Raw genomic sequence first — 19,198 nt, 5'->3', positions numbered from 1 at the left:
TAAGGGCGTAGCAGAGGACTATTTTCGGCCTCACCGACTTGAAAGGTGCCGCCTGTGACGCAGGACCGACCAAGCGACAAGGACCACCACGAAAGAGGCACGCTGCCGGGTTCGGAAGCGGGCCTGCCCGGGCAGGAGCACAAGCCCCGGACCGACCGCATCGTGTTCGGCGTCACAGCCGGGTTGACCCTCGCCTTCGTCGTCTGGGGCGCCGCCGCCACCGACTCGCTGGAGGAAGCCTCCGGCTCCATGCTCAGTGGCCTCATGCACAACGGCGGCTGGGCGTTCGTGCTCGCCGCCTCCGGATTCGTCGTCTTCGCCCTCTGGCTCGCGGCCAGCCGCTACGGCCGCATCCACCTCGGCGCCGAGGGCGAAAAACCCGAGTTCCGCACGGTGTCCTGGGTGGCCATGATGTTCAGCGCCGGCATGGGCATCGGTCTGATGTTCTGGGGCGTGAGCGAGCCGCTCGCGCACTTCGACACCGCTCCGCCCGGCACCAACCCCGCCGACACCGGCGACCGCATGGCGACGGCCATGGCCACCACCCTGTTCCACTGGACGCTCCACCCGTGGGCGATCTACGCGGTGGTCGGCCTCGGCATCGCCTACAGCACCTTCCGCAGGCGCCGCCGGCAGACCATCAGCGCCGTGTTCACCCCGCTCATCGGCGAGAAGCACGCCAACGGCGTCGGCGGCCGGGTCATCGACATACTGGCCATCATCGCGACGGTGTTCGGCTCCGCGGCCTCGCTCGGCCTCGGCGCGCTGCAGATCGGCTCCGGCGTGGAGAAGCTCGACTGGATGGACAAGGTCAGCACCGGGCTGCTCGTCGGCATCATCGCGGTGCTGACGGTGGCGTTCGTGGCCTCCGCGATCTCCGGCGTCGAGAAGGGCATCCAGTGGCTGTCCAACACCAACATGGTGCTCGCCCTGCTGCTCGTCGTGTTCGTGTTCGTCGCAGGTCCGACCATCCTCATCCTCGACCTGCTGCCGACCTCGGTCTTCACCTACCTCGGCGACCTGCCCGAAATGGCCGGCCGCACCGAGATCAGCGGCGGCGAGGGCGTCGCGGACTGGCTGAGCAGCTGGACCGTCTTCTACTGGGCGTGGTGGATCTCCTGGACGCCCTTCGTCGGCATGTTCATCGCCCGGATCAGCCGGGGCCGGACCATCCGCCAGTTCATCGGCGGCGTCATCCTCGTCCCCAGCACGGTCAGCCTCATCTGGTTCGCGATCTTCGGCGGCTCGGCGATGAGGCTCCAGGAGCAGAACCGGCTCGGCGACGAGACGACCCCCGAGGGCCGGCTCTTCGCCGTGCTCCAGGAGTTCCCCATCGCCACCGTCACCAGCCTGCTGGTGATGATCCTCGTCGGCATCTTCTTCGTCTCGGGCGCCGACGCGGCCTCCATCGTGATGGGCACCCTCTCGCAGAAGGGCGCGCTCGAACCCAGCCGCTGGGTGGTCGTGTTCTGGGGTGTGGTGACCGGCGCGGTCGCCGCCATCATGCTCCTGGTCGGCAGCGGCGAGGGGGACGCGCTGACCGGTCTGCAGAACCTCACGATCCTCGCGGCGGCACCCTTCGTCATCGTGATGATCTTCATGTGCGTCGCGCTCATGCGCGACCTGCGCCGCGACCCGCTCATCGTGCGCGGCGAGATGGCCTCCGAAGCGGTCGGCCTGGCCGTCATCGAGGGCCACAAGCAGTACGAGGGCGACTTCGAGATCCGCATCGGCCCCGGCCCCGGCACGGACGTGGAGGGCGACCCGATCGGCAAGCACCACTGACCGACGCGGAGTCGGTTCGGTGGAGCGGGGGACCGGAAAGGGGCCGGCACGCACGCGCGTGCCGGCCCCTCCCCGCACGAGGCCCGGCGCGCAGGCCGCAGTCGGCCCGCGCGGTCGTGGTCAGCGGGCGGCGAGCTCCGCCGCCTCCCGCGCGCAGCCCCAGGCCACCGTCACACCCGCCCCGCCGTGCCCGTAGTTGTGCACCAGCAGCCGCCCGTCGGGCAGCGGCTCGCGCTCCAGCCGTACCGCGTCCCGCGCCGGCCGCAGCCCCACCAGGTGCCCCAGCACCCGCGCCCGGGCGATCTCGGGCCGCAGTGCCGCGCACCGCCGTACGATCGCCTCCGCGACCGCCGGGTCCGGCTCGGCCGACCAGACGTCCTCCTCGGCCGTGCCGCCCAGGACCAGCCGGCCGGGCTGCGGGAAGAAGTACGCCATCTCCCCGGAGACGGGATCGGTGGAGACCATCCAGGTCCGGATGCCCGGGTTCTCCACGACGACCAACTGCCCGCGCACCGGACGCACGGACGCGTCCGGCACCAGTTCCCGCGCGCCCAGCCCCGTGCAGTTGACCACGACCGGCGCGTCGACCTCGGCCAGATCGGACACCGAGCGCGTCTCCACCACACCGCCCGCCGCCACCAGGCGCTCCCGCAGCCACGGCAGATGAGTCGACATGTCGATGAGCGGCAGCCGCGCCCAGAGCCCCGACCCGCCGTACTCCTCCTGCGTCGCCGCACGCAGCCCCGGCAGCCGGGCCGCCGCCCAGGAGTCCGCCTCGTCCAGACCGGTCTCGCCCAGCACCCCGTCGACCATGCGTACGCCGCTGACCTCGGGCCGCGCCGCCAGTTCCTCGTACACGTCGAGGGAACGCAGCGCCCACGCGCGGGCCATCGCGACCGGCTCGATGCGGTACGGCCACCACAGCGCGCCCGCGACCGCCGAGGTGGTCCGCTCGACGGGCTCCCGTGTCCACAGCCGCACCCGCCGGCCGCGCTCGGCGAGAACGACGGCCGTCGTCAGCCCCGCCACCCCGCCGCCGACCACGACGACCTCGTCACCCAGTTCGGTTTCCACACCGGGACGTTAACCGAACCCACCGTGTTGTGCGCAGACCTGCTCCGCCCTGGGAATACTCACCGCATGGCAGCCGAGTACGCGACCTTCGGCCTGGCACCGGCGATGCGGGCCGGGGGCCTCCTCCCCGACGGTGACTTCCGGGTCCACCGCGACTTCGTGGACTTCATCGTGGACGGACGGCCCCTGCTGTTCCGCCTCTCCGACCTGGACGCCGTCTCCCCGCTCGCCTCCGACGTGCCGCCCGCGATCTTCACCGCGCAGGTCCGCAGCCTGCTCCTGGAGACCGAGGCACCCCTGCCCGGCGGCCGGTACGTCATCTACGGCTGTCCCGAGTGCGAGGACCTGGCGTGCGGCGCCGTGACCGCCGTGATCCGGCAGGAGGGTGAGGACTTCGTCTGGCGGGACTTCGCCTGGCAGACCGGCGAACACGCCGACCTCGACCTCAACGGCTACCACGGCATCGGCCCGTACCGCTTCCCCGGTGCCGAGTACCGCGCGGCACTGGCCGCCCTGCTCGACGGCTCCGCGCACACCCGCCGGCGGGTCCTGCTGATCGGCGACCGCGTCGCCCTGCTCGCCAGGCTCGCCGCCGCGCTGCGCACCATCGGCATCGGCGCCGACATCACCCGCGACGCCGGCGACGTGCCGGCCGACGAACTGCGGGGCTACGGCGCCGTCGCCTTCGGCCGCACGGTCACCGAGGACGAGCGGGCCGCCGTACGCCGCGCCTTCGCGGCCGCAGGGGTGGACGTGGCCGAGGTCGACGGCCTCGCCCCGATCGTCCCGCTGCTCGTCGCCCAGATCGAGAACGCCCTCAACCGCGACCCGGCCGAACGGCGCCGCCTGACCCACCTGTCGGCGACCGGCACCGCGGCGGACGTCGAGGTGACCTCGCCCTGCCGGGTACGACTCACCGCGTACCGCCTCGACCTCCTCCGCCGCACCCACACCACCGAGATCCACGACGGCGTGCTCCCCCCGGGCGGCCACCGCATCGCGTTGGACACGCGGGCGGTGAAGGGGGAGTCCTACGTGGTGGCCCGGGCACCGGGAAGCGTGCTGGTGGCGGCGGTGGTCCACGGAGAACCCGGCTGAGCGGGCTGCGGACCGCCGCTAGGATCGACGGTCTGATGACTGCCACCCTCGTCGCCAAGAACCTCGCCGCCGGCCACGGTGACCGCTCCCTGTTCACCGGGCTCGACCTCGTCGTCGCCCCCGGCGACGTGATCGGACTCGTCGGAGCCAACGGCGCGGGCAAGTCCACCCTCCTGCGCATGCTCGCCGGGCTGACCACGCCGGAACAGGGCGAGCTGCGCCTGTCCCCGCCGGCCGCGACCGTCGGCCACCTCCCGCAGGAGCCGGAGCGCCGCCCCGGCGAGACCGTCCGGGCCTTCCTGGCCCGCCGCACCGGCGTGACCGAGGCCCAGCGCACCATGGACGAGGCCACCCAGGCCCTGGTCGACGGCGCCCCCGGATCCGACGACGCCTACGCGACCGCTCTCGAGCGCTGGCTCGCCCTGGGCGGCGCCGACCTCGACGACCGCGCCGCGGAGACGGCGGACACCCTGGGCCTGACGGTCGACCTGGACCAGCCGATGACGTCCCTGTCCGGCGGCCAGGCGGCCCGGGCCGGCCTCGCCTCCCTCCTCCTGTCCCGCTACGACGTCTTCCTGCTCGACGAGCCGACCAACGACCTCGACCTGGACGGCCTCGAACGCCTCGAACGCTTCGTGACCGGCCTGCGCGCCGGCACCGTCGTCGTCAGCCACGACCGCGAGTTCCTCACCCGCACCGTCACCAAGGTCCTCGAACTCGACCTGGCCCAGCGGCAGATCAACCTCTACGGCGGCGGCTACGCGGCGTACCTGGAGGAACGCGAGGTGGCGCGTCGGCACGCCCGCGACGAGTACGAGGAGTACGCCGACAAGCGGGCGGCCCTCCAGGACCGGGCCCAGACGCAGCGTTCCTGGATGGACAAGGGCGTCAAGAACGCCCGGCGCAAGGCGGGCGACAACGACAAGATCGGCCGCAAGTTCCGCAGCGAGGCCAGCGAGAAGCAGGCCGCCAAGGCCCGCCAGACCCAGCGCATGATCGAACGCCTGGAGGTCGTCGAGGAACCGCGCAAGGAGTGGGACCTGCGCATGGAGATCGCCTCGGCGCCCCGCTCGGGCGCCGTGGTCGCCACCCTGCGCGACGCCGAGGTGCGGCGCGGCGACTTCGTCCTCGGCCCGGTCTCCCTCCAGATCGACTGGGCGGACCGCGTCGCGGTGACGGGGGCCAACGGCGCGGGCAAGTCCACGCTGCTCGGCGCCCTCCTGGGCCGCGTCCCGCTCGACGCCGGTCACGCGGCGCTCGGCTCCGGCGTCCTGCTCGGCGAGGTCGACCAGGCCCGCAAGCTGTTCCACGGCCCCGAGGCCCTGCTGGACGCCTTCCGCCCCGCCGTCCCCGACACGGAGCCGGCGGAGATCCGCACCCTGCTGGCCAAGTTCGGTCTCAAGGCGGACCACGTCGTGCGCCCGGCGTCGAGCCTTTCACCCGGCGAGCGCACGCGTGCCGCCCTGGCCCTCCTCCAGGGCCGGGGCGTCAACCTCCTGGTCCTGGACGAGCCGACCAACCACCTGGACCTGCCGGCCATCGAACAACTGGAATCGGCCCTGGACGCCTACGAGGGCACCCTCCTCCTGATCACCCACGACCGCCGCATGCTGAACGCGGTACGCATCACGCGCCGCCTGGAGGTAACGAACGGCAAGGTGAGGGAAGGCTAGGACCACTGCGGGCAGTCGTGCCGCTGGGGCGGCACGGGTGGGCGGTGGGGGTCCCCCCGCTCGAGCGAAGCCGAGAGTGGGGGAGGCACCCGGCCAGCGCCGGCCCGCGCACCCACCCCCAGCCTCACCGGGTGCCTACGCCAACCCGGCCCGCCGCAACGCGTCCGCCATCGCCCCGTTGGCAGGAGCCGGCGCCGCAGAGGACCGTCCCTTCCCACCGCCGGAGGCAGCCCGCTGCTGCCGCTGCTTGGGAGGTCGCCCGCCCTGCCGCTGCCCCCGCTGCTCCCGCTGCTCACCCTGCGGAGCCGCGTCGTCGTCCAACCGCAACGTCAACGAGATCCGCTTCCGCGGAATGTCGACGTCCAGCACCTTCACCTTCACGATGTCCCCGGGCTTCACCACATCCCGCGGATCCTTCACGAACGTCTTGGACATCGCGGACACATGCACCAGCCCGTCCTGATGCACACCGATGTCCACGAACGCCCCGAAGGCCGCGACATTCGTGACGACGCCCTCGAGCACCATCCCGGACGACAGGTCGGAGATCTTCTCCACGCCCTCCTTGAAGGTGGCCGTCTTGAAGGCCGGCCGCGGGTCGCGCCCCGGCTTCTCCAGCTCCCGCAGGATGTCGGTGACCGTCGGCAGACCGAACTTCTCGTCCACGTACTCCGCCGGCTTCAGCGACCGCAGCACGGAGGTGTTGCCGATGAGCCCGGCCACCTCCTGCCCCGCGGTCTTCACCATCCGGCGCACCACGGGGTACGCCTCGGGGTGCACGCTGGACGCGTCCAGCGGGTCGCTGCCGCCCCGGATCCGCAGGAAGCCCGCGCACTGCTCGTACGCCTTGGGGCCGAGCCGCGACACCTTCTTCAGCGCGGTCCGGGAGGTGAACGGCCCGTTCGCGTCGCGGTGCGCGACGATGTTCTCGGCGAGTCCGGAGGTGATGCCGGAGACGCGGGCGAGCAGCGGCGCGGAGGCGGTGTTGACGTCCACGCCCACGCCGTTCACACAGTCCTCGACCACCGCGTCCAGCGAGCGCGAGAGCTTCACCTCGGACAGGTCGTGCTGGTACTGGCCGACGCCGATCGACTTCGGGTCGATCTTCACCAGCTCGGCCAGCGGATCCTGGAGCCGCCGGGCGATCGACACCGCGCCGCGCAGCGACACGTCCATGTCCGGGAGTTCCTGGGAGGCGAAGGCGGAGGCCGAGTACACGGACGCGCCCGCCTCGGACACCATCACCTTGGTGAGCTTCAACTCGGGGTGCTTGGCGATGAGTTCACCGGCGAGCTTGTCGGTCTCGCGGGACGCCGTACCGTTGCCGATGGCGACCAGCTCGACCGCGTGCTCCTTCGCCAGCCGCGCCAGCCTGGCGATCGCCTCGTCCCACTTGTTGGCCGGGACGTGCGGGTGGATCACGTCCGTGGCCACCACCTTGCCGGTCGCGTCGACCACGGCGACCTTCACGCCGGTGCGGAAACCGGGGTCCAGGCCGAGCGTCGCGCGCGTGCCGGCCGGAGCGGCCAGCAGCAGGTCGCGCAGGTTGGCGGCGAAGACGTTCACCGCCTCGTCCTCGGCGGCCGTGCGCAGCCGGAGCCTCAGGTCGATGCCGAGGTGCACGAGGATGCGGGTGCGCCAGGCCCAGCGGACCGTGTCCGCCAGCCACTTGTCGCCGGGCCGGCCGCGGTCGGCGATCCCGAACCGGCCCGCGACGATCCCCTCGTACGACGACGGGCCGTCGGTGGCCTCCTCTGGCTCCAGGACGAGGTCGAGGACGTCCTCCTTCTCGCCGCGCAGCATCGCGAGGACCCGGTGCGAGGGCAGTTCGGTGAAGGGCTCGGAGAAGTCGAAGTAGTCGGCGAACTTGGCGCCGGCCTCCTCCTTGCCCTCCTTCACCTTGGCGGCGAGTCGTCCGCGCCCCCACATCCGCTCCCGCAGCTCGCCGATCAGGTCGGCGTCCTCCGAGAACTTCTCGGTGAGGATCGACCGCGCCCCGTCCAGGGCCGCCTGCGGATCCGCCACACCCTTGTCGGAGTCGACGAACGCGGCAGCCGCGGCGACGGGGTCCACCGACGGGTCGGCGAGCAGGCCCTCGGCCAGCGGCTCCAGACCCGCCTCGCGCGCGATCTGCGCCTTGGTCCGCCGCTTGGGCTTGAAGGGCAGGTAGATGTCCTCCAGCCGCGCCTTGGTCTGCGCCGTGCGGATGCGCGCTTCGAGCTCCTCGGTGAGCTTGCCCTGTTCGCGCACCGAGTCGAGGACGGCCGTGCGCCGCTCCTCCAGCTCGCGCAGATAGCGCAGCCGCTCCTCGAGCGTGCGCAGCTGCGCGTCGTCGAGCATCTCGGTCGCTTCCTTGCGGTAGCGGGCGATGAAGGGCACCGTCGAGCCGCTGTCGAGCAGCTCCACCGCGGCCTTCACCTGCCGCTCCCGTACGCCGAGTTCCTCGGCGATCCTGCTTTCGATGGACCCTGCTTCAATGGACCCGCTGGACCCGGGTGTCGTCACGATCCCGTACCGCCTTCTCACTGAGGTTGCGCGGTCATTGTGGCAGGTGGCGACGACAATCGGGGATCAGGGCGCGGCCCGGGCCGGTCGGATTCGGCCCGAGTCGGACCCGCGGGACGGTTCCCGCGGGCCGGGCCCGGCCGCTCAGACCCGGCGGCTGCGGGTGGCGGACGAGGCCCCGCCGAAGAGCCGGGCCACGGCCCGGAAGGGAAGCGTCACCACGGTGGCGACGGCGCCGCCGATCTGGCGCAGTACGTCTGCGATGGCACGGAACACGTGTAGCCCCTTTCGTCTCCCGACCGCCGCGGCCGGGTGAGTTACGGGTACCTCGCCATCGTCCGGACATGCCCGGCCGTGTGCCCGGTCGGCCGCTCAGGCCCTGCCGAAGAGGTCCGCCGGGTAGGCGCCCGCGCCGAGTGCCGTACGCGCGAACGCCGTTCCGAGCTCCGTCAGACGCGCCACACCCTCCGCGCCCAGATGGGCGTAGGGGGCCGCGTCCAGCCGGTCCGTCGTCCGCTCGACCTCGTCGCGCAGCGCGGCGCCCCGCTCGGTCGGCGCGCCGGCGTCGTCGAGCAGCCCGCGGTCGCGGAGCCGGTCCGTCGCCGCGTCCCACTCCTCCTGGGTCCAGCCCCGGGTGGTGAAGATCCACTTCGGCGCCATGCCCTTGCCGGTCGCGGTGTGCGTCACCAGCGCCTCGAGACCGTCGAGGTCCGCGGCCATGAGCGCGGCGAGGTGGCCGTCGCCCCGGTGCTCGCGCAGCAGGGTCGCCGCGTGCCAGTACGCCAGGTGCGCCTCCTCGGGCACGGGCAGGTCCGCGTGGGCCGAGTACAGCGGGCGGGCGCTGCGCGAGCAGCCCTCGGCGGCGCGCAGGGCCAGGGCCGCCGCCTCCGCCATCTCCGCGGACGTCACGGCGTCCTCGCCCAGCAGCCGACGCAGCGTCGCGTCGACGGCACGCGCGCGTGCCGCCAGCGCCTGCTCGGGCGTGACGGTCTCCCACACCGCGGGCACGTGCCGGGCGACGAGGTCGTGCTTGTAGTTGTAGAACGCCGCCGTCACCGCCCCGGCCCCGACCGGCCCGAGCGCGGCGGCACGCACCGCGAAGTTGACGGCCCGGGGGTCGGTGACCCCGAGGGCGCCCAGTTCCCGGCCCAGGTCGGGCGAGAAGTAGTGCGTCGAGTGCAGCGAGTTGAGCACGTTGTGGCAGCGGCGGCCGGCGCGCGCGTCGATGGCGGCAGTTGTCATGCCGCGCAGGTTACCAACCGCTCAGTACGTCCTCCAGGGCTGCTCCACGCGCGCGTGACGCATGACAGGAAGGACGATGGCAGGAAAGGTGGGGAGCTCGTCATTGCGGCCATCCGCGGCCGGGCGAAGAATCGACGGCATGGCGCAGCGAACCGTCCGGAACGTACTGGTCCTCCTCTTCGACGACGTCCAGAGCCTCGATGTCACCGGCCCCGTGGAAGTCTTCGCGGGCGCCGAGAAGCACACGCCGGGGACCTACCGGATCCGTACGGCCTCGCTGGACGGCTCCCCCGTACGCACGTCCAGCGGTCTGACCCTCGTACCGGACGCGGCGCTCGCCGACGTGTCCGACCCGGACACCCTGGTCGTCCCCGGCGGCCAGGGCACCCGCGAACCCCACCCGCGCCTGACCGACTGGCTGCACGGGCACGGACCGCGCGCCCGGCGCCTGGTCTCCGTCTGCACCGGGGCGATCCTGCTCGCCCGGGCCGGCCTCCTGGACGGCCGCCGCGCCACCACCCACTGGGCGTACTGCGACCGGCTGGCCCGCGACCATCCGGCCGTGGACGTCGACCCCGACCCGATCTACGTCCGCGACGGCCGCGTCGCCACGTCCGCCGGTGTCACCTCCGGCATCGACCTCGCCCTCGCCCTGGTCGAGGAGGACCTCGGCCGGGACGCCGCCCTGACCGTCGCCCGCCATCTGGTGGTGTTCCTGCGCCGGCCCGGAAACCAGGCCCAGTTCAGCGCTCAACTCGCCGCCCAGACCGCGCGGCGCGATCCACTGCGGGAGCTGCAGCAGTGGATCACCGAGCATCCCGGCGCCGATCTGGGCGTCGCGGCACTCGCCGCCCGCGCCCGTCTCTCGCCGCGTCACTTCGCCCGCGCCTTCCGGGCGGAGACCGGCATGACACCCGGCCGGTACGTCGACCGGGTCCGCCTCGAACACGCCCGTCGGCTGCTGGAGGACACCGGCGACGGCGTCGAGGAGATCTCCCGTGCCAGCGGCTACGGCACGCCCGAGGCCATGCGCCGCGCCTTCGTCAAGGCCCTCGGAACCTCACCGGCCGAGTACCGCCGCCGGTTCCGTCCCGCGCCGGCCCACTGAGGGCGCGCGCCTCTCCCCGCTCGCCGGACGAACCCGTAAGCCGAACGAACCCGTAAGTCGAACGAACCCGTAAGTCGAGCACCCCGAAAGGAAACACGTGCAGATCGCCATCGTTCTCTTCGACCGCTTCACCGCCCTCGACGCCGTGGGCCCCTACGAGACCCTGAGCCGCATTCCGGACGCGGAGACCGTCTTCGTCGCCGAGCGGCCCGGCCCGGTCCGGGGCGAGCTGGGGAACCTGGCACTGACCGCCGACCGGTCCCTGGCGGACGTGCCGAGTCCGGACGTCGTCGTCGTGCCCGGCGGTCCCGGCCAGGACGCGCAGATGGACAACGCGACCCTCCTGGAGTGGCTGCGCGCCGCCGACGCCACCAGCACCTGGACCACCTCGGTCTGCTCCGGCTCCCTGCTGCTCGCCGCCGCCGGGCTGCTGACCGGCCGCCGCGCCACCTCGCACTGGCTGGCCCTGGACCTCCTGAAGCGGTACGGCGCCGAGCCGACCGGGCAACGGGTGGTCACCGACGGCAAGTACGTCACCGCGGCCGGCGTCTCCTCCGGCATCGACATGGGCCTCACCCTGGTCGGCCGGATCGCCGGCGACGAGCACGCCCAGGCGGTCCAACTGCTGCTGGAGTACGACCCGCAGCCGCCCTACGACACCGGTTCCCCGCAGAAGGCCCCCGCACATCTCGTCGACGAGTTCCACACCGGGAACCGGTTCGTCCTGAAGTAGACGCGCTCACCGGCCCCAGGTGAAACGCGGGTGCCTGCGCTCCAGGAAGGCGGCGACCCCCTCCGCGGTGTCGCCGCTGTCGCGTGCCTGCGCGGCCCAGTACGCGTCCCGGTCCGTGCGCCCGTTGGCGAACTCCTTCGCCGCGGCCTGCGTCAGCTGCGAGCGTGAGGTCAGGATCCTGGTGAACTCCGCGACCCGCTTGTCGAGTTCGCCCTCCGGCACGACCTCGTCGACCAGGCCACTGCGCAGCGCCCGCCCGGCGTCGATCAACTCCCCGGAGAACAGCAGGTACTTCGCGGTGGCCGGCCCGGTCAGCGCGACCAGCCGCCGGGTCGCGGACGCCGGGTACACGACCCCCAGTTTGGCCGGGGTCACCCCGAACAGCGCGGACTCCTCGGCGAACCGCAGGTCGCAGGCGGCCGCCAACTGGGCGCCGCCGCCCACGCAGTGACCGCGGATCGCCGCGAGCGTCGGCTTGGGAAAGGCGGCGAGGGCGTCCTCGGCGCTCACGGCGAGCTGCTGCGCCTCCTCCGCGGAGTCCCGTAGGGTCGAGATGTCGGCCCCGGCACAGAACGTCGCACCCTCACCGGTGAGGACCAGCGCCCGCACCGAAGGATCGCCCGCCAGGGTGCCGAGCAGTTCCGGCAGCGCCCGCCACATCGCGGCCGTCATGGCGTTCCGCTTGGCCGGGTGGTGGACGACGACGGTGGCGACCGAGTCGGTGACCCGGTGCAGCAGCTGCGGCTCCATGGTCCGGATGCTATCCGTCGGCCGGTGGGTTCGCGCAGGCGGTACAAGCGCGACAGGAACGGTCCCACAACTGACCGTGTCATACGCCAACGATCAGAAGCGTTCGATACCTGCTGACTTGTGTTCACTTCTCCGATCCGGAGCGACGCGTTACCAACACTCAGGGGTGTGGTGACAATCGAGCCCCAGGGTGGCGACCGGACGATGGACGAGACCGGGCCCGCGCAACCGCTGCCGTACGAAGGCGTCTGGCGGTTCACCGCCCCCGCCCTGGACGAATCGGTCCCGCAGGCACGGCACGCGGTGCGGGACCTGCTGGTGCGCCAGGGCGTGCCGGTCTCCGACGACGTGGCACAGGGCCTGCTGCTGATCGTCTCGGAACTGGTCACGAACGCCGTCCGGCACGCGGCGGTGCTGTCGCCGACGCTCGCCGTGGAGGTCGCCGTCGGGCCCGAGTGGGTCCGGGTCTCCGTGGAGGACGACCACCCCTACCGCCCGACCGCCCTGGAGACCGACCACGGCCGGACGGGCGGGCGCGGACTGCTCCTGGTACGTGAGATCACCCGGGAGGCCGGCGGGGCGTGCGACGTGGCCCACACGGCGAGCGGCGGCAAGGTGATCTGGGCCGCCCTGCCGCTCAAACCCGTTCTGCGATAGCGCGGGCCCCCGCGCCCCTCACCAGCCGGCGGACGGGCCCGTCAGCTCGCGGACCGCGGGCCGGGCGGCGTCCAGCACCGTCATGAACCACGCGGAGAAGGTGTCCTTCGCATGCCGTTCGGCCAGCTCGGCCGGGGACACGAAGACCGTTTGGGCCACTTCCTCCGGGTCGGGCCGCGGCGCCGCCTGCACCAGGCCGACGAACAGGTGGTTGTACTCCTGCTCGACCAGCCCGGAGGCCGGGTCCGGGTGGTTGTAGCGCACCGTGCCCGCCTCGGCGAGCAGCGACGGGGAGACGCCGAGCTCCTCGAACGTCCGCCGGGCCGCCGCCGCGAACGGCGCCTCGCCCGGGTAGGGGTGACCGCAGCAGGTGTTGGACCACACACCGGGGGAGTGGTACTTGCCGAGCGCCCGCTGCTGGAGCAGCAGCCGGCCCCGCTCGTCGAAGAGGAACACGGAGAAGGCGCGGTGCAGCCGCCCCGGCGGCTGGTGCGCGGAGAGCTTCTCCGCGGTGCCGATCGTCACACCGTTCTCGTCGACCAGTTCCAGCAAAATCGCGTCTGCGGTGCCGCTCGACGAACTGTGCGTCGCGGTGGCAGGAGTGATCGGCATACCCATCCTTCACATCGGTCCTCGCGCCCCCAGTCTGCCGTACGAATCCGGCACTCTCGGCACTTCCCGGCACACCCGCATGTCCCGCGCGGGGGCACGGGCGGCGGTCGTCACCGGTCGGACGCCGAGGAGGGGTCCGAAGGACGATCGTTCCCGGCTTCTCAGTGGCACAACCGTGCCTCGTGCTCCGCGTGGCCGCTCGGTTCCAGCTGGAAGGTGCAGTGCTCCACGTCGAAGTGGTCCCCGAGGCAGCCCTGCAGCTCGTGGAGCATCTTCTCGTGGCCGATCGCGCTGAGCGCCTCGCCGCTCACCACCACGTGCGCGGAGAGCACCGGCATGCCGGAGGTGATCGTCCAGGCGTGCAGGTCGTGGACGTCCTCGACCCCGTCCAGCGCCAGTATGTGGGCGCGCACCTGGGCGATGTCCACGCCCTTGGGCGCCGCCTCCAGCAGCACGTCCAGGGTCTCCCGCAGCAGCCGCCAGGTGCGCGGCACGATCATCAGACCGATGACCAGTGAGGCGAGGGGGTCGGCCGGCTGCCAGCCGGTGGCCAGGATCACCAGCGCCGAGACGATCACGGCCAGGGAGCCCAGCGCGTCCGCCGCCACCTCCAGGAAGGCGCCCCGCACGTTCAGGCTCTCCTTCTGGCCCCGCATCAGCAGCGTCAACGACACCATGTTCGCCACCAGGCCGATCGCGCCGAAGACGACGGTCAGTCCGCCCGCGGTGCCGGCGGGTGTGATGAACCGCTCGATGGCCTCGTAGAGCACGTATCCGCCGACTCCGAGCAGCAGGACGCAGTTCGCCAGGGCCGCGAGGATCTCGGCGCGGGCGTAGCCGAAGGTGCGCCGGTCGCTCGGCGGCCGGCTCGCGAAGTGGACGGCCAGCAGCGCCATGCCCAGCCCCAGGGCGTCCGTCGCCATGTGCGCCGCGTCGGCGATCAGCGCGAGGGAGTCGGCGAGCACGCCGCCGATGATCTCGACGACCATGACGGTGAGCGTGATCGCCAGCGCCACCCGCAGCCTGCCGCGGTACGCGGCGGTCGCCGTACCCCCGGCGTGCGCCCCGTGCGCATGCCCGTGATCGTGCCCAGCCCCCATGCGAAGCCGCCTCCTGTACATGTCCGGTTCCGGCGTCCGGCACACAGTCAACTACGGGTGGGGGGTATCGGGCAACGCGGCACTGAACACCGTTGTCATGTGCTCTGACCTGCGGAAACGCCGTGCAGGTCGCGGTGCAGGTCAGGGCGTCGCGGGTGCCCGGAGGTGGTGCTGCGGCCGTGTGGGTGACCCGTCCGCCCGAGGCGCACCCTGACCGTCCGCGCACACGCGTCGACACTGTGCGATGTCCGCGATGCCCGGTCTGTGAACGCGGTTTGTGGGGCGGCCCCCGGATCCACGATGATGATCGCGGCAAAGGCGGGTGCAAGCGGCGTCGACCGATCGCGAAACGGGCGGTGAACGCGGCGTTCCAGGCATCCGATAACCTCTGCCGACATGCCGCCCGGGTGTCGCCACAGGCACGGGCGCCCCACCATGCACAGGCCCGGTGCCCAGTCGCCGGCACCCAGGGAGTGAGTTCGGTTGCCGACCGCCATCCTCACCGGTCAGCCGGTCCCCGGTTCGTCGATCGAGGGCGAGCTGCGGTCCCTGGGCTTCGACGTCCACCTCGCCTCCGGCAGCGACGACACGGAGACCCTGCTGGCCCGCGTGCCGGGCGACGAGCGGGTCGCCGTGGTCGACGCCCGCTTCGTCGGCCATCCGCACGCCCTGCGTCTCGGCCTCACCGACCCTCGCTTCCCGCTCGCCGCGATCCCCGGCGCCGTGACGGCCCGGCCGGACGCCCGCCAGGCCCTCACCCGTGCGATGGCCCGCGAGAACTCCGCGGGCGGCGGTACGGCGCTGGACGTCGACAGCCTCGCCGACCGGATCACCGCCGCCCTCGACAGCGACGGTGCCGACGTGCACCGGCCCGAGCTCGGCAGCCTCGTCGCCGTCGTCCCCGCCGACCCCCAGGCCCGCAACGAGGCACGGCAGGCCGTCGCCGCCGTCGACGACGAGGCCGTACGCCTGAAGTCGGCGGTCAAGGCCCGCGACGGCTTCGTCACCACCTTCTTCATCAGCCCGTACTCCCGCTACATCGCCCGCTGGTGCGCGCGCCGGGGCCTGACCCCCAACCAGGTCACCACCGCCTCGCTCATCACCGCGCTCATAGCGGCGGGCTGCGCGGCCACCGGCACCCGCGGCGGCTTCGTCGCCGCCGGCATTCTGCTCATCGCCTCCTTCGTCCTCGACTGCACCGACGGACAGCTCGCCCGCTACTCCCTGCAGTACTCCACGCTCGGCGCCTGGCTGGACGCCACCTTCGACCGCGCCAAGGAGTACGCCTACTACGCGGGCCTCGCCCTCGGAGCCGCCCGCGGCGGCGACGACGTGTGGGCCCTGGCCCTCGGCGCGATGGTCCTGCAGACCTGCCGGCACGTCGTGGACTTCTCCTTCAACGAGGCCAACCACGACGCCACCGCCAACACCAGCCCCACTGCCGCCCTCTCCGACAAGCTGGACAGCGTCGGCTGGACGGTCTGGGTGCGCCGCATGATCGTCCTGCCGATCGGCGAACGCTGGGCCATGATCGCCGTCCTGACCGCGGCCACCACCCCCCGGATCACCTTCTACGCGCTGCTGATCGGCTGCGCGTTCGCCGCGACGTACACCACGGCGGGCCGGGTGCTGCGCTCGCTGACCCGCCGGGCCACGCGCACCGACCGGGCGGCGAAGGCGCTGGCCGACCTGGCGGACTCGGGTCCGCTCGCCGAGGCGGCCGCGAAGGGCTTCGGGAAGGGCGCACGCAGGCTGCCCGGCTTCACCGCACCCGCCGTCGCCCTCCTCGGCGGCGCGGCCGTGGTCGCCACCGCAGCCCTCACCGACTTCGGCGGCCCCTGGCCGCTCGTCGCCGCGGTCGCGTACGTCCTGACCTCCGCCCTCGCCGTCGCCCGCCCCCTCAAGGGCGCCCTCGACTGGCTGGTCCCGCCGTTCTTCCGGGCCGCGGAATACGGCACCGTCCTGGTACTGGCGGCGAAAGCCGACGTGAACGGGGCGCTTCCGGCGGCTTTCGGGCTGGTGGCCGCGGTCGCCTACCATCACTACGACACGGTCTACCGCATCCGCGGCGACGCGGGCGCGCCGCCGCAGTGGCTGGTGCGGACCGTCGGGGGGCACGAGGGCCGCACGCTGGTGATCACCGTGCTGGCCGTGCTGCTCACCGCCACGCAGTTCAAGCTCGCGCTCACGGTCCTCGCCGTGGCCGTGGCACTCGTGGTGCTCGTCGAGAGCATCCGCTTCTGGGTCGCCGCCCACAAGGTCGGCGCACCCGCCGTACACGACGAAGGAGAACCCGCATGATCGGCCTCGTGCTGGCGGCCGGCGCCGGACGCCGTCTGCGCCCCTACACCGACACCCTGCCCAAGGCACTGGTCCCGGTCGGCCCCGAGGGCGCGGAGGACAGCATCACGGTGCTGGACCTGACGCTGGCCAACTTCGCCGAGGTCGGCCTGACCGAGGTCGGGATCATCGTCGGCTACCGCAAGGAGGCCGTGTACGACCGCAAGGAGGCGCTGGAGCAGAAGTACGGCGTCAAGCTCACCCTCATCGACAACGACAAGGCCGAGGAGTGGAACAACGCCTACTCCCTGTGGTGCGGCCGTGACGCCCTCAAGGACGGCGTGATCCTCGCCAACGGCGATACCGTGCACCCGGTCTCCGTCGAGAAGACCCTGCTCGCCGCCCGCGGCGACGGCAAGAAGATCATCCTCGCCCTCGACACGGTGAAGAACCTCGCCGACGAGGAGATGAAGGTCGTCGTCGACCCCGACAAGGGCGTGCAGCGCATCACCAAGCTGATGGACCCGGCCGACGCGACCGGCGAGTACATCGGCGTCACCCTCATCGAGGGCGAGGCCGCCGCCGACCTGGCCGACGCCCTGAAGACGACCTTCGAGCGCGACCCGCAGCTGTACTACGAGGACGGCTACCAGGAGCTGGTCAACCGCGGCTTCAGGATCGACACCGCGCCGATCGGCGACGTCAAGTGGGTCGAGATCGACAACCACGACGACCTCGCCAAGGGCAGGGAGATCGCGTGCCAGTACTGACGCGGCTCATCCCGTCGCCGGTCGTCGTGGACATCCGCGCGGGTGCCCTCGACGACCTGGGCTGCGTGCTCGCCGACGAGCGCGTCTCCCACTCGGGCAAGCTCGCCGTCGCCGTCAGCGGCGGCTCCGGCGCCCGGTTGCGCGAGCGCGTCGCCCCGTCCCTGCCCGGCGCCGACTGGTACGAGGTCGGCGGCGGCACCCTGGACGACGCGATCAAGCTGGCCGGCGCCATGAAGGGCGGTCACTACGACGCGGTCGTCGGCCTCGGCGGCGGCAAGATCATCGACTGCGCCAAGTTCGCCGCGGCGCGCATCGGCCTCCCGCTGGTCGCCGTGCCCACGAACCTCGCGCACGACGGACTGTGCTCCCCGGTCGCCACCCTCGACAACGACGCGGGCCGCGGCTCCTACGGCGTCCCGAACCCGATCGCCGTCGTGATCGACCTGGACGTCATCCGCGCCGCACCCGCACGCTTCGTGCGGGCCGGCATCGGCGACGCCGTCTCCAACGTCTCCGCGATCGCGGACTGGGAGCTGGCCAACCGGGTCAAGGGCGAGCGGATCGACGGCCTGGCCGCCGCGATGGCCCGCCAGGCCGGCGAGGCCGTGCTCCGGCACCCCGGCGGCATCGGGGACAACGACTTCCTCCAGGTGCTCGCCGAGGCGCTGGTGCTCAGCGGCATCGCCATGTCGGTGTCCGGCGACTCGCGGCCGTCCTCCGGGGCCTGCCACGAGATCAACCACGCCTTCGACCTGCTCTTCCCCCAGCGCGCCGCCGCCCACGGCGAGCAGTGCGGCCTGGGCGCGGCCTTCGCGATGTACCTGCGCGGCGCCCACGAGGAGTCGGCCCACATGGCCGGGGTCCTGCGCCGGCACGGACTGCCGGTGCTGCCGGAGGAGATCGGTTTCACCCCGGAGGAGTTCTTCCGGGCCGTGGAGTTCGCCCCGCAGACGCGCCCCGGCCGCTACACGATCCTCGAGCACCTCGACCTGAAAACCGACCAGATCAAGGACCTGTACGCCGACTATGTCAAGGCCATCGGTAGCTGAACTACGTCCGGTCGTCCACCCCGCCGGGGTCAAGGACCGGCGCAGCGGTGAGCACTGGGCGGGACGCCTCTACATGCGCGAGGTCTCGCTGCGGATCGACCGCTATCTGGTGAACACCAGGATCACGCCCAACCAGCTCACGTACCTGATGACCGTCTGCGGCGTGCTCGCGGCCCCGGCCCTGCTGGTGCCGGGCATCACGGGTGCCGTGCTCGGCGTCGTGGCGGTCCAGCTGTACCTGCTGCTGGACTGCGTCGACGGCGAGGTCGCGCGCTGGAAGAAGCAGTACTCCCTCGGCGGCGTCTACCTGGACCGGGTCGGCGCCTACCTGACCGACGCCGCCGTCCTGGTCGGCCTCGGCCTGCGCGCCGCCGACATCTGGGGCACCGGGCGGATCGACTGGCTGTGGGCCTTCCTCGGCACGCTGGCCGCCCTCGGCGCGATCCTGATCAAGGCCGAGACCGACCTCGTGGGTGTCGCCCGGCACCAGACCGGCAAGGCGCCGGTCGAGGAGTCCGCGTCCGAGCTCCGCTCCTCCGGGATGGCGCTGGCCCGCCGGGCCGCCGGCGCGCTCAAGTTCCACCGGCTGATCCTCGGCATCGAGGCGTCCCTGCTGATCCTCGTCCTCGCCATCGTGGACGCGAGCCGCGGCGACCTGTTCTTCACCCGACTCGGCACCGCCGTACTCGCCGGCATCGCGCTGCTGCAGACCCTGCTGCACCTGGTGTCCATCCTCGCCTCCAGCAGGCTGAAGTGAGCGGG

Annotated in this window: 17 protein-coding genes; 10 read left to right on the top strand and 7 right to left on the bottom strand. The window is 72.3% G+C overall.

Annotation, left to right across the window (positions count from 1 at the left end):
- Window positions 1-54: 54 nt before the first annotated feature.
- Complete coding sequence (locus tag ACIGO6_RS38300) at window positions 55-1,785, top strand: BCCT family transporter (RefSeq protein WP_399884828.1); 1,731 nt, start codon at window positions 55-57, stop codon at window positions 1,783-1,785.
- 120 nt (window positions 1,786-1,905) lie between these two features.
- Here the strand turns inward: ACIGO6_RS38300 and ACIGO6_RS38295 are convergent, their stop codons facing one another.
- Window positions 1,906-2,859 (bottom strand): FAD-dependent oxidoreductase, encoded by a 954-nt coding sequence (locus tag ACIGO6_RS38295; protein ID WP_399884826.1) that lies wholly within the window; start codon window positions 2,857-2,859, stop codon window positions 1,906-1,908.
- A gap of 66 nt (window positions 2,860-2,925) precedes the next feature.
- Here ACIGO6_RS38295 and ACIGO6_RS38290 point away from each other — a divergent pair, with 66 nt between their 5' ends.
- Together ACIGO6_RS38290 and ACIGO6_RS38285 are read left to right on the top strand one after the other, a co-directional pair.
- The gene (locus tag ACIGO6_RS38290) at window positions 2,926-3,957 is read left to right on the top strand and encodes an oxidoreductase (protein WP_399884824.1); all 1,032 of its coding nucleotides are present in this window, start codon (window positions 2,926-2,928) and stop codon (window positions 3,955-3,957) included.
- A gap of 35 nt (window positions 3,958-3,992) precedes the next feature.
- The gene (locus ACIGO6_RS38285) at window positions 3,993-5,630 is read left to right on the top strand and encodes an ABC-F family ATP-binding cassette domain-containing protein (RefSeq protein WP_399884822.1); all 1,638 of its coding nucleotides are present in this window, start codon (window positions 3,993-3,995) and stop codon (window positions 5,628-5,630) included.
- Between the two features lie 135 nt (window positions 5,631-5,765).
- Here the strand turns inward: ACIGO6_RS38285 and ACIGO6_RS38280 are convergent, their stop codons facing one another.
- The 3 genes from ACIGO6_RS38280 to ACIGO6_RS38270 form a co-directional block, all read right to left on the bottom strand.
- A complete protein-coding gene (locus ACIGO6_RS38280; RefSeq protein WP_399884820.1) occupies window positions 5,766-8,135 on the bottom strand; it encodes a Tex family protein in 2,370 nt (789 codons plus the stop codon).
- A gap of 144 nt (window positions 8,136-8,279) precedes the next feature.
- Window positions 8,280-8,411 carry an LPFR motif small protein gene (locus ACIGO6_RS38275; RefSeq protein WP_019330364.1) on the bottom strand — a complete coding sequence of 44 codons (132 nt, stop codon included), beginning with the start codon at window positions 8,409-8,411 and terminating at the stop codon, window positions 8,280-8,282.
- A 96-nt stretch (window positions 8,412-8,507) separates the two neighbouring features.
- Window positions 8,508-9,377: a hypothetical protein gene (locus tag ACIGO6_RS38270; RefSeq protein WP_399884817.1), complete on the bottom strand. Its 870-nt coding sequence runs from the start codon at window positions 9,375-9,377 to the stop codon at window positions 8,508-8,510.
- A 139-nt stretch (window positions 9,378-9,516) separates the two neighbouring features.
- Between ACIGO6_RS38270 and ACIGO6_RS38265 the strand changes: the two genes are divergently transcribed.
- Both ACIGO6_RS38265 and ACIGO6_RS38260 read left to right on the top strand, forming a co-directional pair.
- On the top strand, window positions 9,517-10,485 hold the full coding sequence (locus tag ACIGO6_RS38265) for a GlxA family transcriptional regulator (RefSeq protein ID WP_399884815.1): 969 nt from the start codon (window positions 9,517-9,519) through the stop codon (window positions 10,483-10,485).
- A gap of 97 nt (window positions 10,486-10,582) precedes the next feature.
- A complete protein-coding gene (locus tag ACIGO6_RS38260; RefSeq protein ID WP_399884813.1) occupies window positions 10,583-11,218 on the top strand; it encodes a DJ-1/PfpI family protein in 636 nt (211 codons plus the stop codon).
- A 6-nt stretch (window positions 11,219-11,224) separates the two neighbouring features.
- Here ACIGO6_RS38260 and ACIGO6_RS38255 read toward each other — a convergent pair whose 3' ends face one another.
- A complete protein-coding gene (locus tag ACIGO6_RS38255) occupies window positions 11,225-11,968 on the bottom strand; it encodes an enoyl-CoA hydratase/isomerase family protein (RefSeq protein ID WP_399884811.1) in 744 nt (247 codons plus the stop codon).
- Between the two features lie 204 nt (window positions 11,969-12,172).
- Here ACIGO6_RS38255 and ACIGO6_RS38250 point away from each other — a divergent pair, with 204 nt between their 5' ends.
- Entirely contained in the window at window positions 12,173-12,625 is a 453-nt protein-coding gene (locus tag ACIGO6_RS38250; protein WP_399884850.1) for an ATP-binding protein, read from the top strand.
- An 18-nt stretch (window positions 12,626-12,643) separates the two neighbouring features.
- Here ACIGO6_RS38250 and idi read toward each other — a convergent pair whose 3' ends face one another.
- Together idi and ACIGO6_RS38240 are read right to left on the bottom strand one after the other, a co-directional pair.
- Entirely contained in the window at window positions 12,644-13,237 is a 594-nt protein-coding gene (idi, locus tag ACIGO6_RS38245; protein ID WP_399884809.1) for an isopentenyl-diphosphate Delta-isomerase, read from the bottom strand.
- A gap of 161 nt (window positions 13,238-13,398) precedes the next feature.
- A complete protein-coding gene (locus ACIGO6_RS38240) occupies window positions 13,399-14,337 on the bottom strand; it encodes a cation diffusion facilitator family transporter (protein ID WP_399884806.1) in 939 nt (312 codons plus the stop codon).
- Between the two features lie 483 nt (window positions 14,338-14,820).
- Here ACIGO6_RS38240 and ACIGO6_RS38235 point away from each other — a divergent pair, with 483 nt between their 5' ends.
- From ACIGO6_RS38235 to ACIGO6_RS38220, 4 genes are read left to right on the top strand one after another with little or no spacing between them, the layout of a single operon-like run.
- On the top strand, window positions 14,821-16,638 hold the full coding sequence (locus ACIGO6_RS38235; protein ID WP_399884804.1) for a DUF5941 domain-containing protein: 1,818 nt from the start codon (window positions 14,821-14,823) through the stop codon (window positions 16,636-16,638).
- Window positions 16,635-17,387 carry a sugar phosphate nucleotidyltransferase gene (locus ACIGO6_RS38230; protein WP_399884802.1) on the top strand — a complete coding sequence of 251 codons (753 nt, stop codon included), beginning with the start codon at window positions 16,635-16,637 and terminating at the stop codon, window positions 17,385-17,387. The genes ACIGO6_RS38235 and ACIGO6_RS38230 overlap by 4 nt, the downstream gene beginning before the upstream one ends.
- Window positions 17,375-18,436: an iron-containing alcohol dehydrogenase family protein gene (locus ACIGO6_RS38225; RefSeq protein WP_399884800.1), complete on the top strand. Its 1,062-nt coding sequence runs from the start codon at window positions 17,375-17,377 to the stop codon at window positions 18,434-18,436. The genes ACIGO6_RS38230 and ACIGO6_RS38225 overlap by 13 nt, the downstream gene beginning before the upstream one ends.
- Window positions 18,414-19,193: a CDP-alcohol phosphatidyltransferase family protein gene (locus tag ACIGO6_RS38220; RefSeq protein ID WP_399884798.1), complete on the top strand. Its 780-nt coding sequence runs from the start codon at window positions 18,414-18,416 to the stop codon at window positions 19,191-19,193. Before ACIGO6_RS38225 ends, ACIGO6_RS38220 begins: the two co-directional genes overlap by 23 nt.
- Window positions 19,194-19,198 lie beyond the last annotated feature (5 nt).

It is taken from the genome of Streptomyces sp. NPDC053750 (assembly GCF_044544295.1).
Taxonomy (GTDB): Bacteria; Actinomycetota; Actinomycetes; order Streptomycetales; family Streptomycetaceae; genus Streptomyces.
Note: the sequence above shows the minus strand (reverse complement) of the source record. Positions and strands in the feature narration are given on the sequence as shown.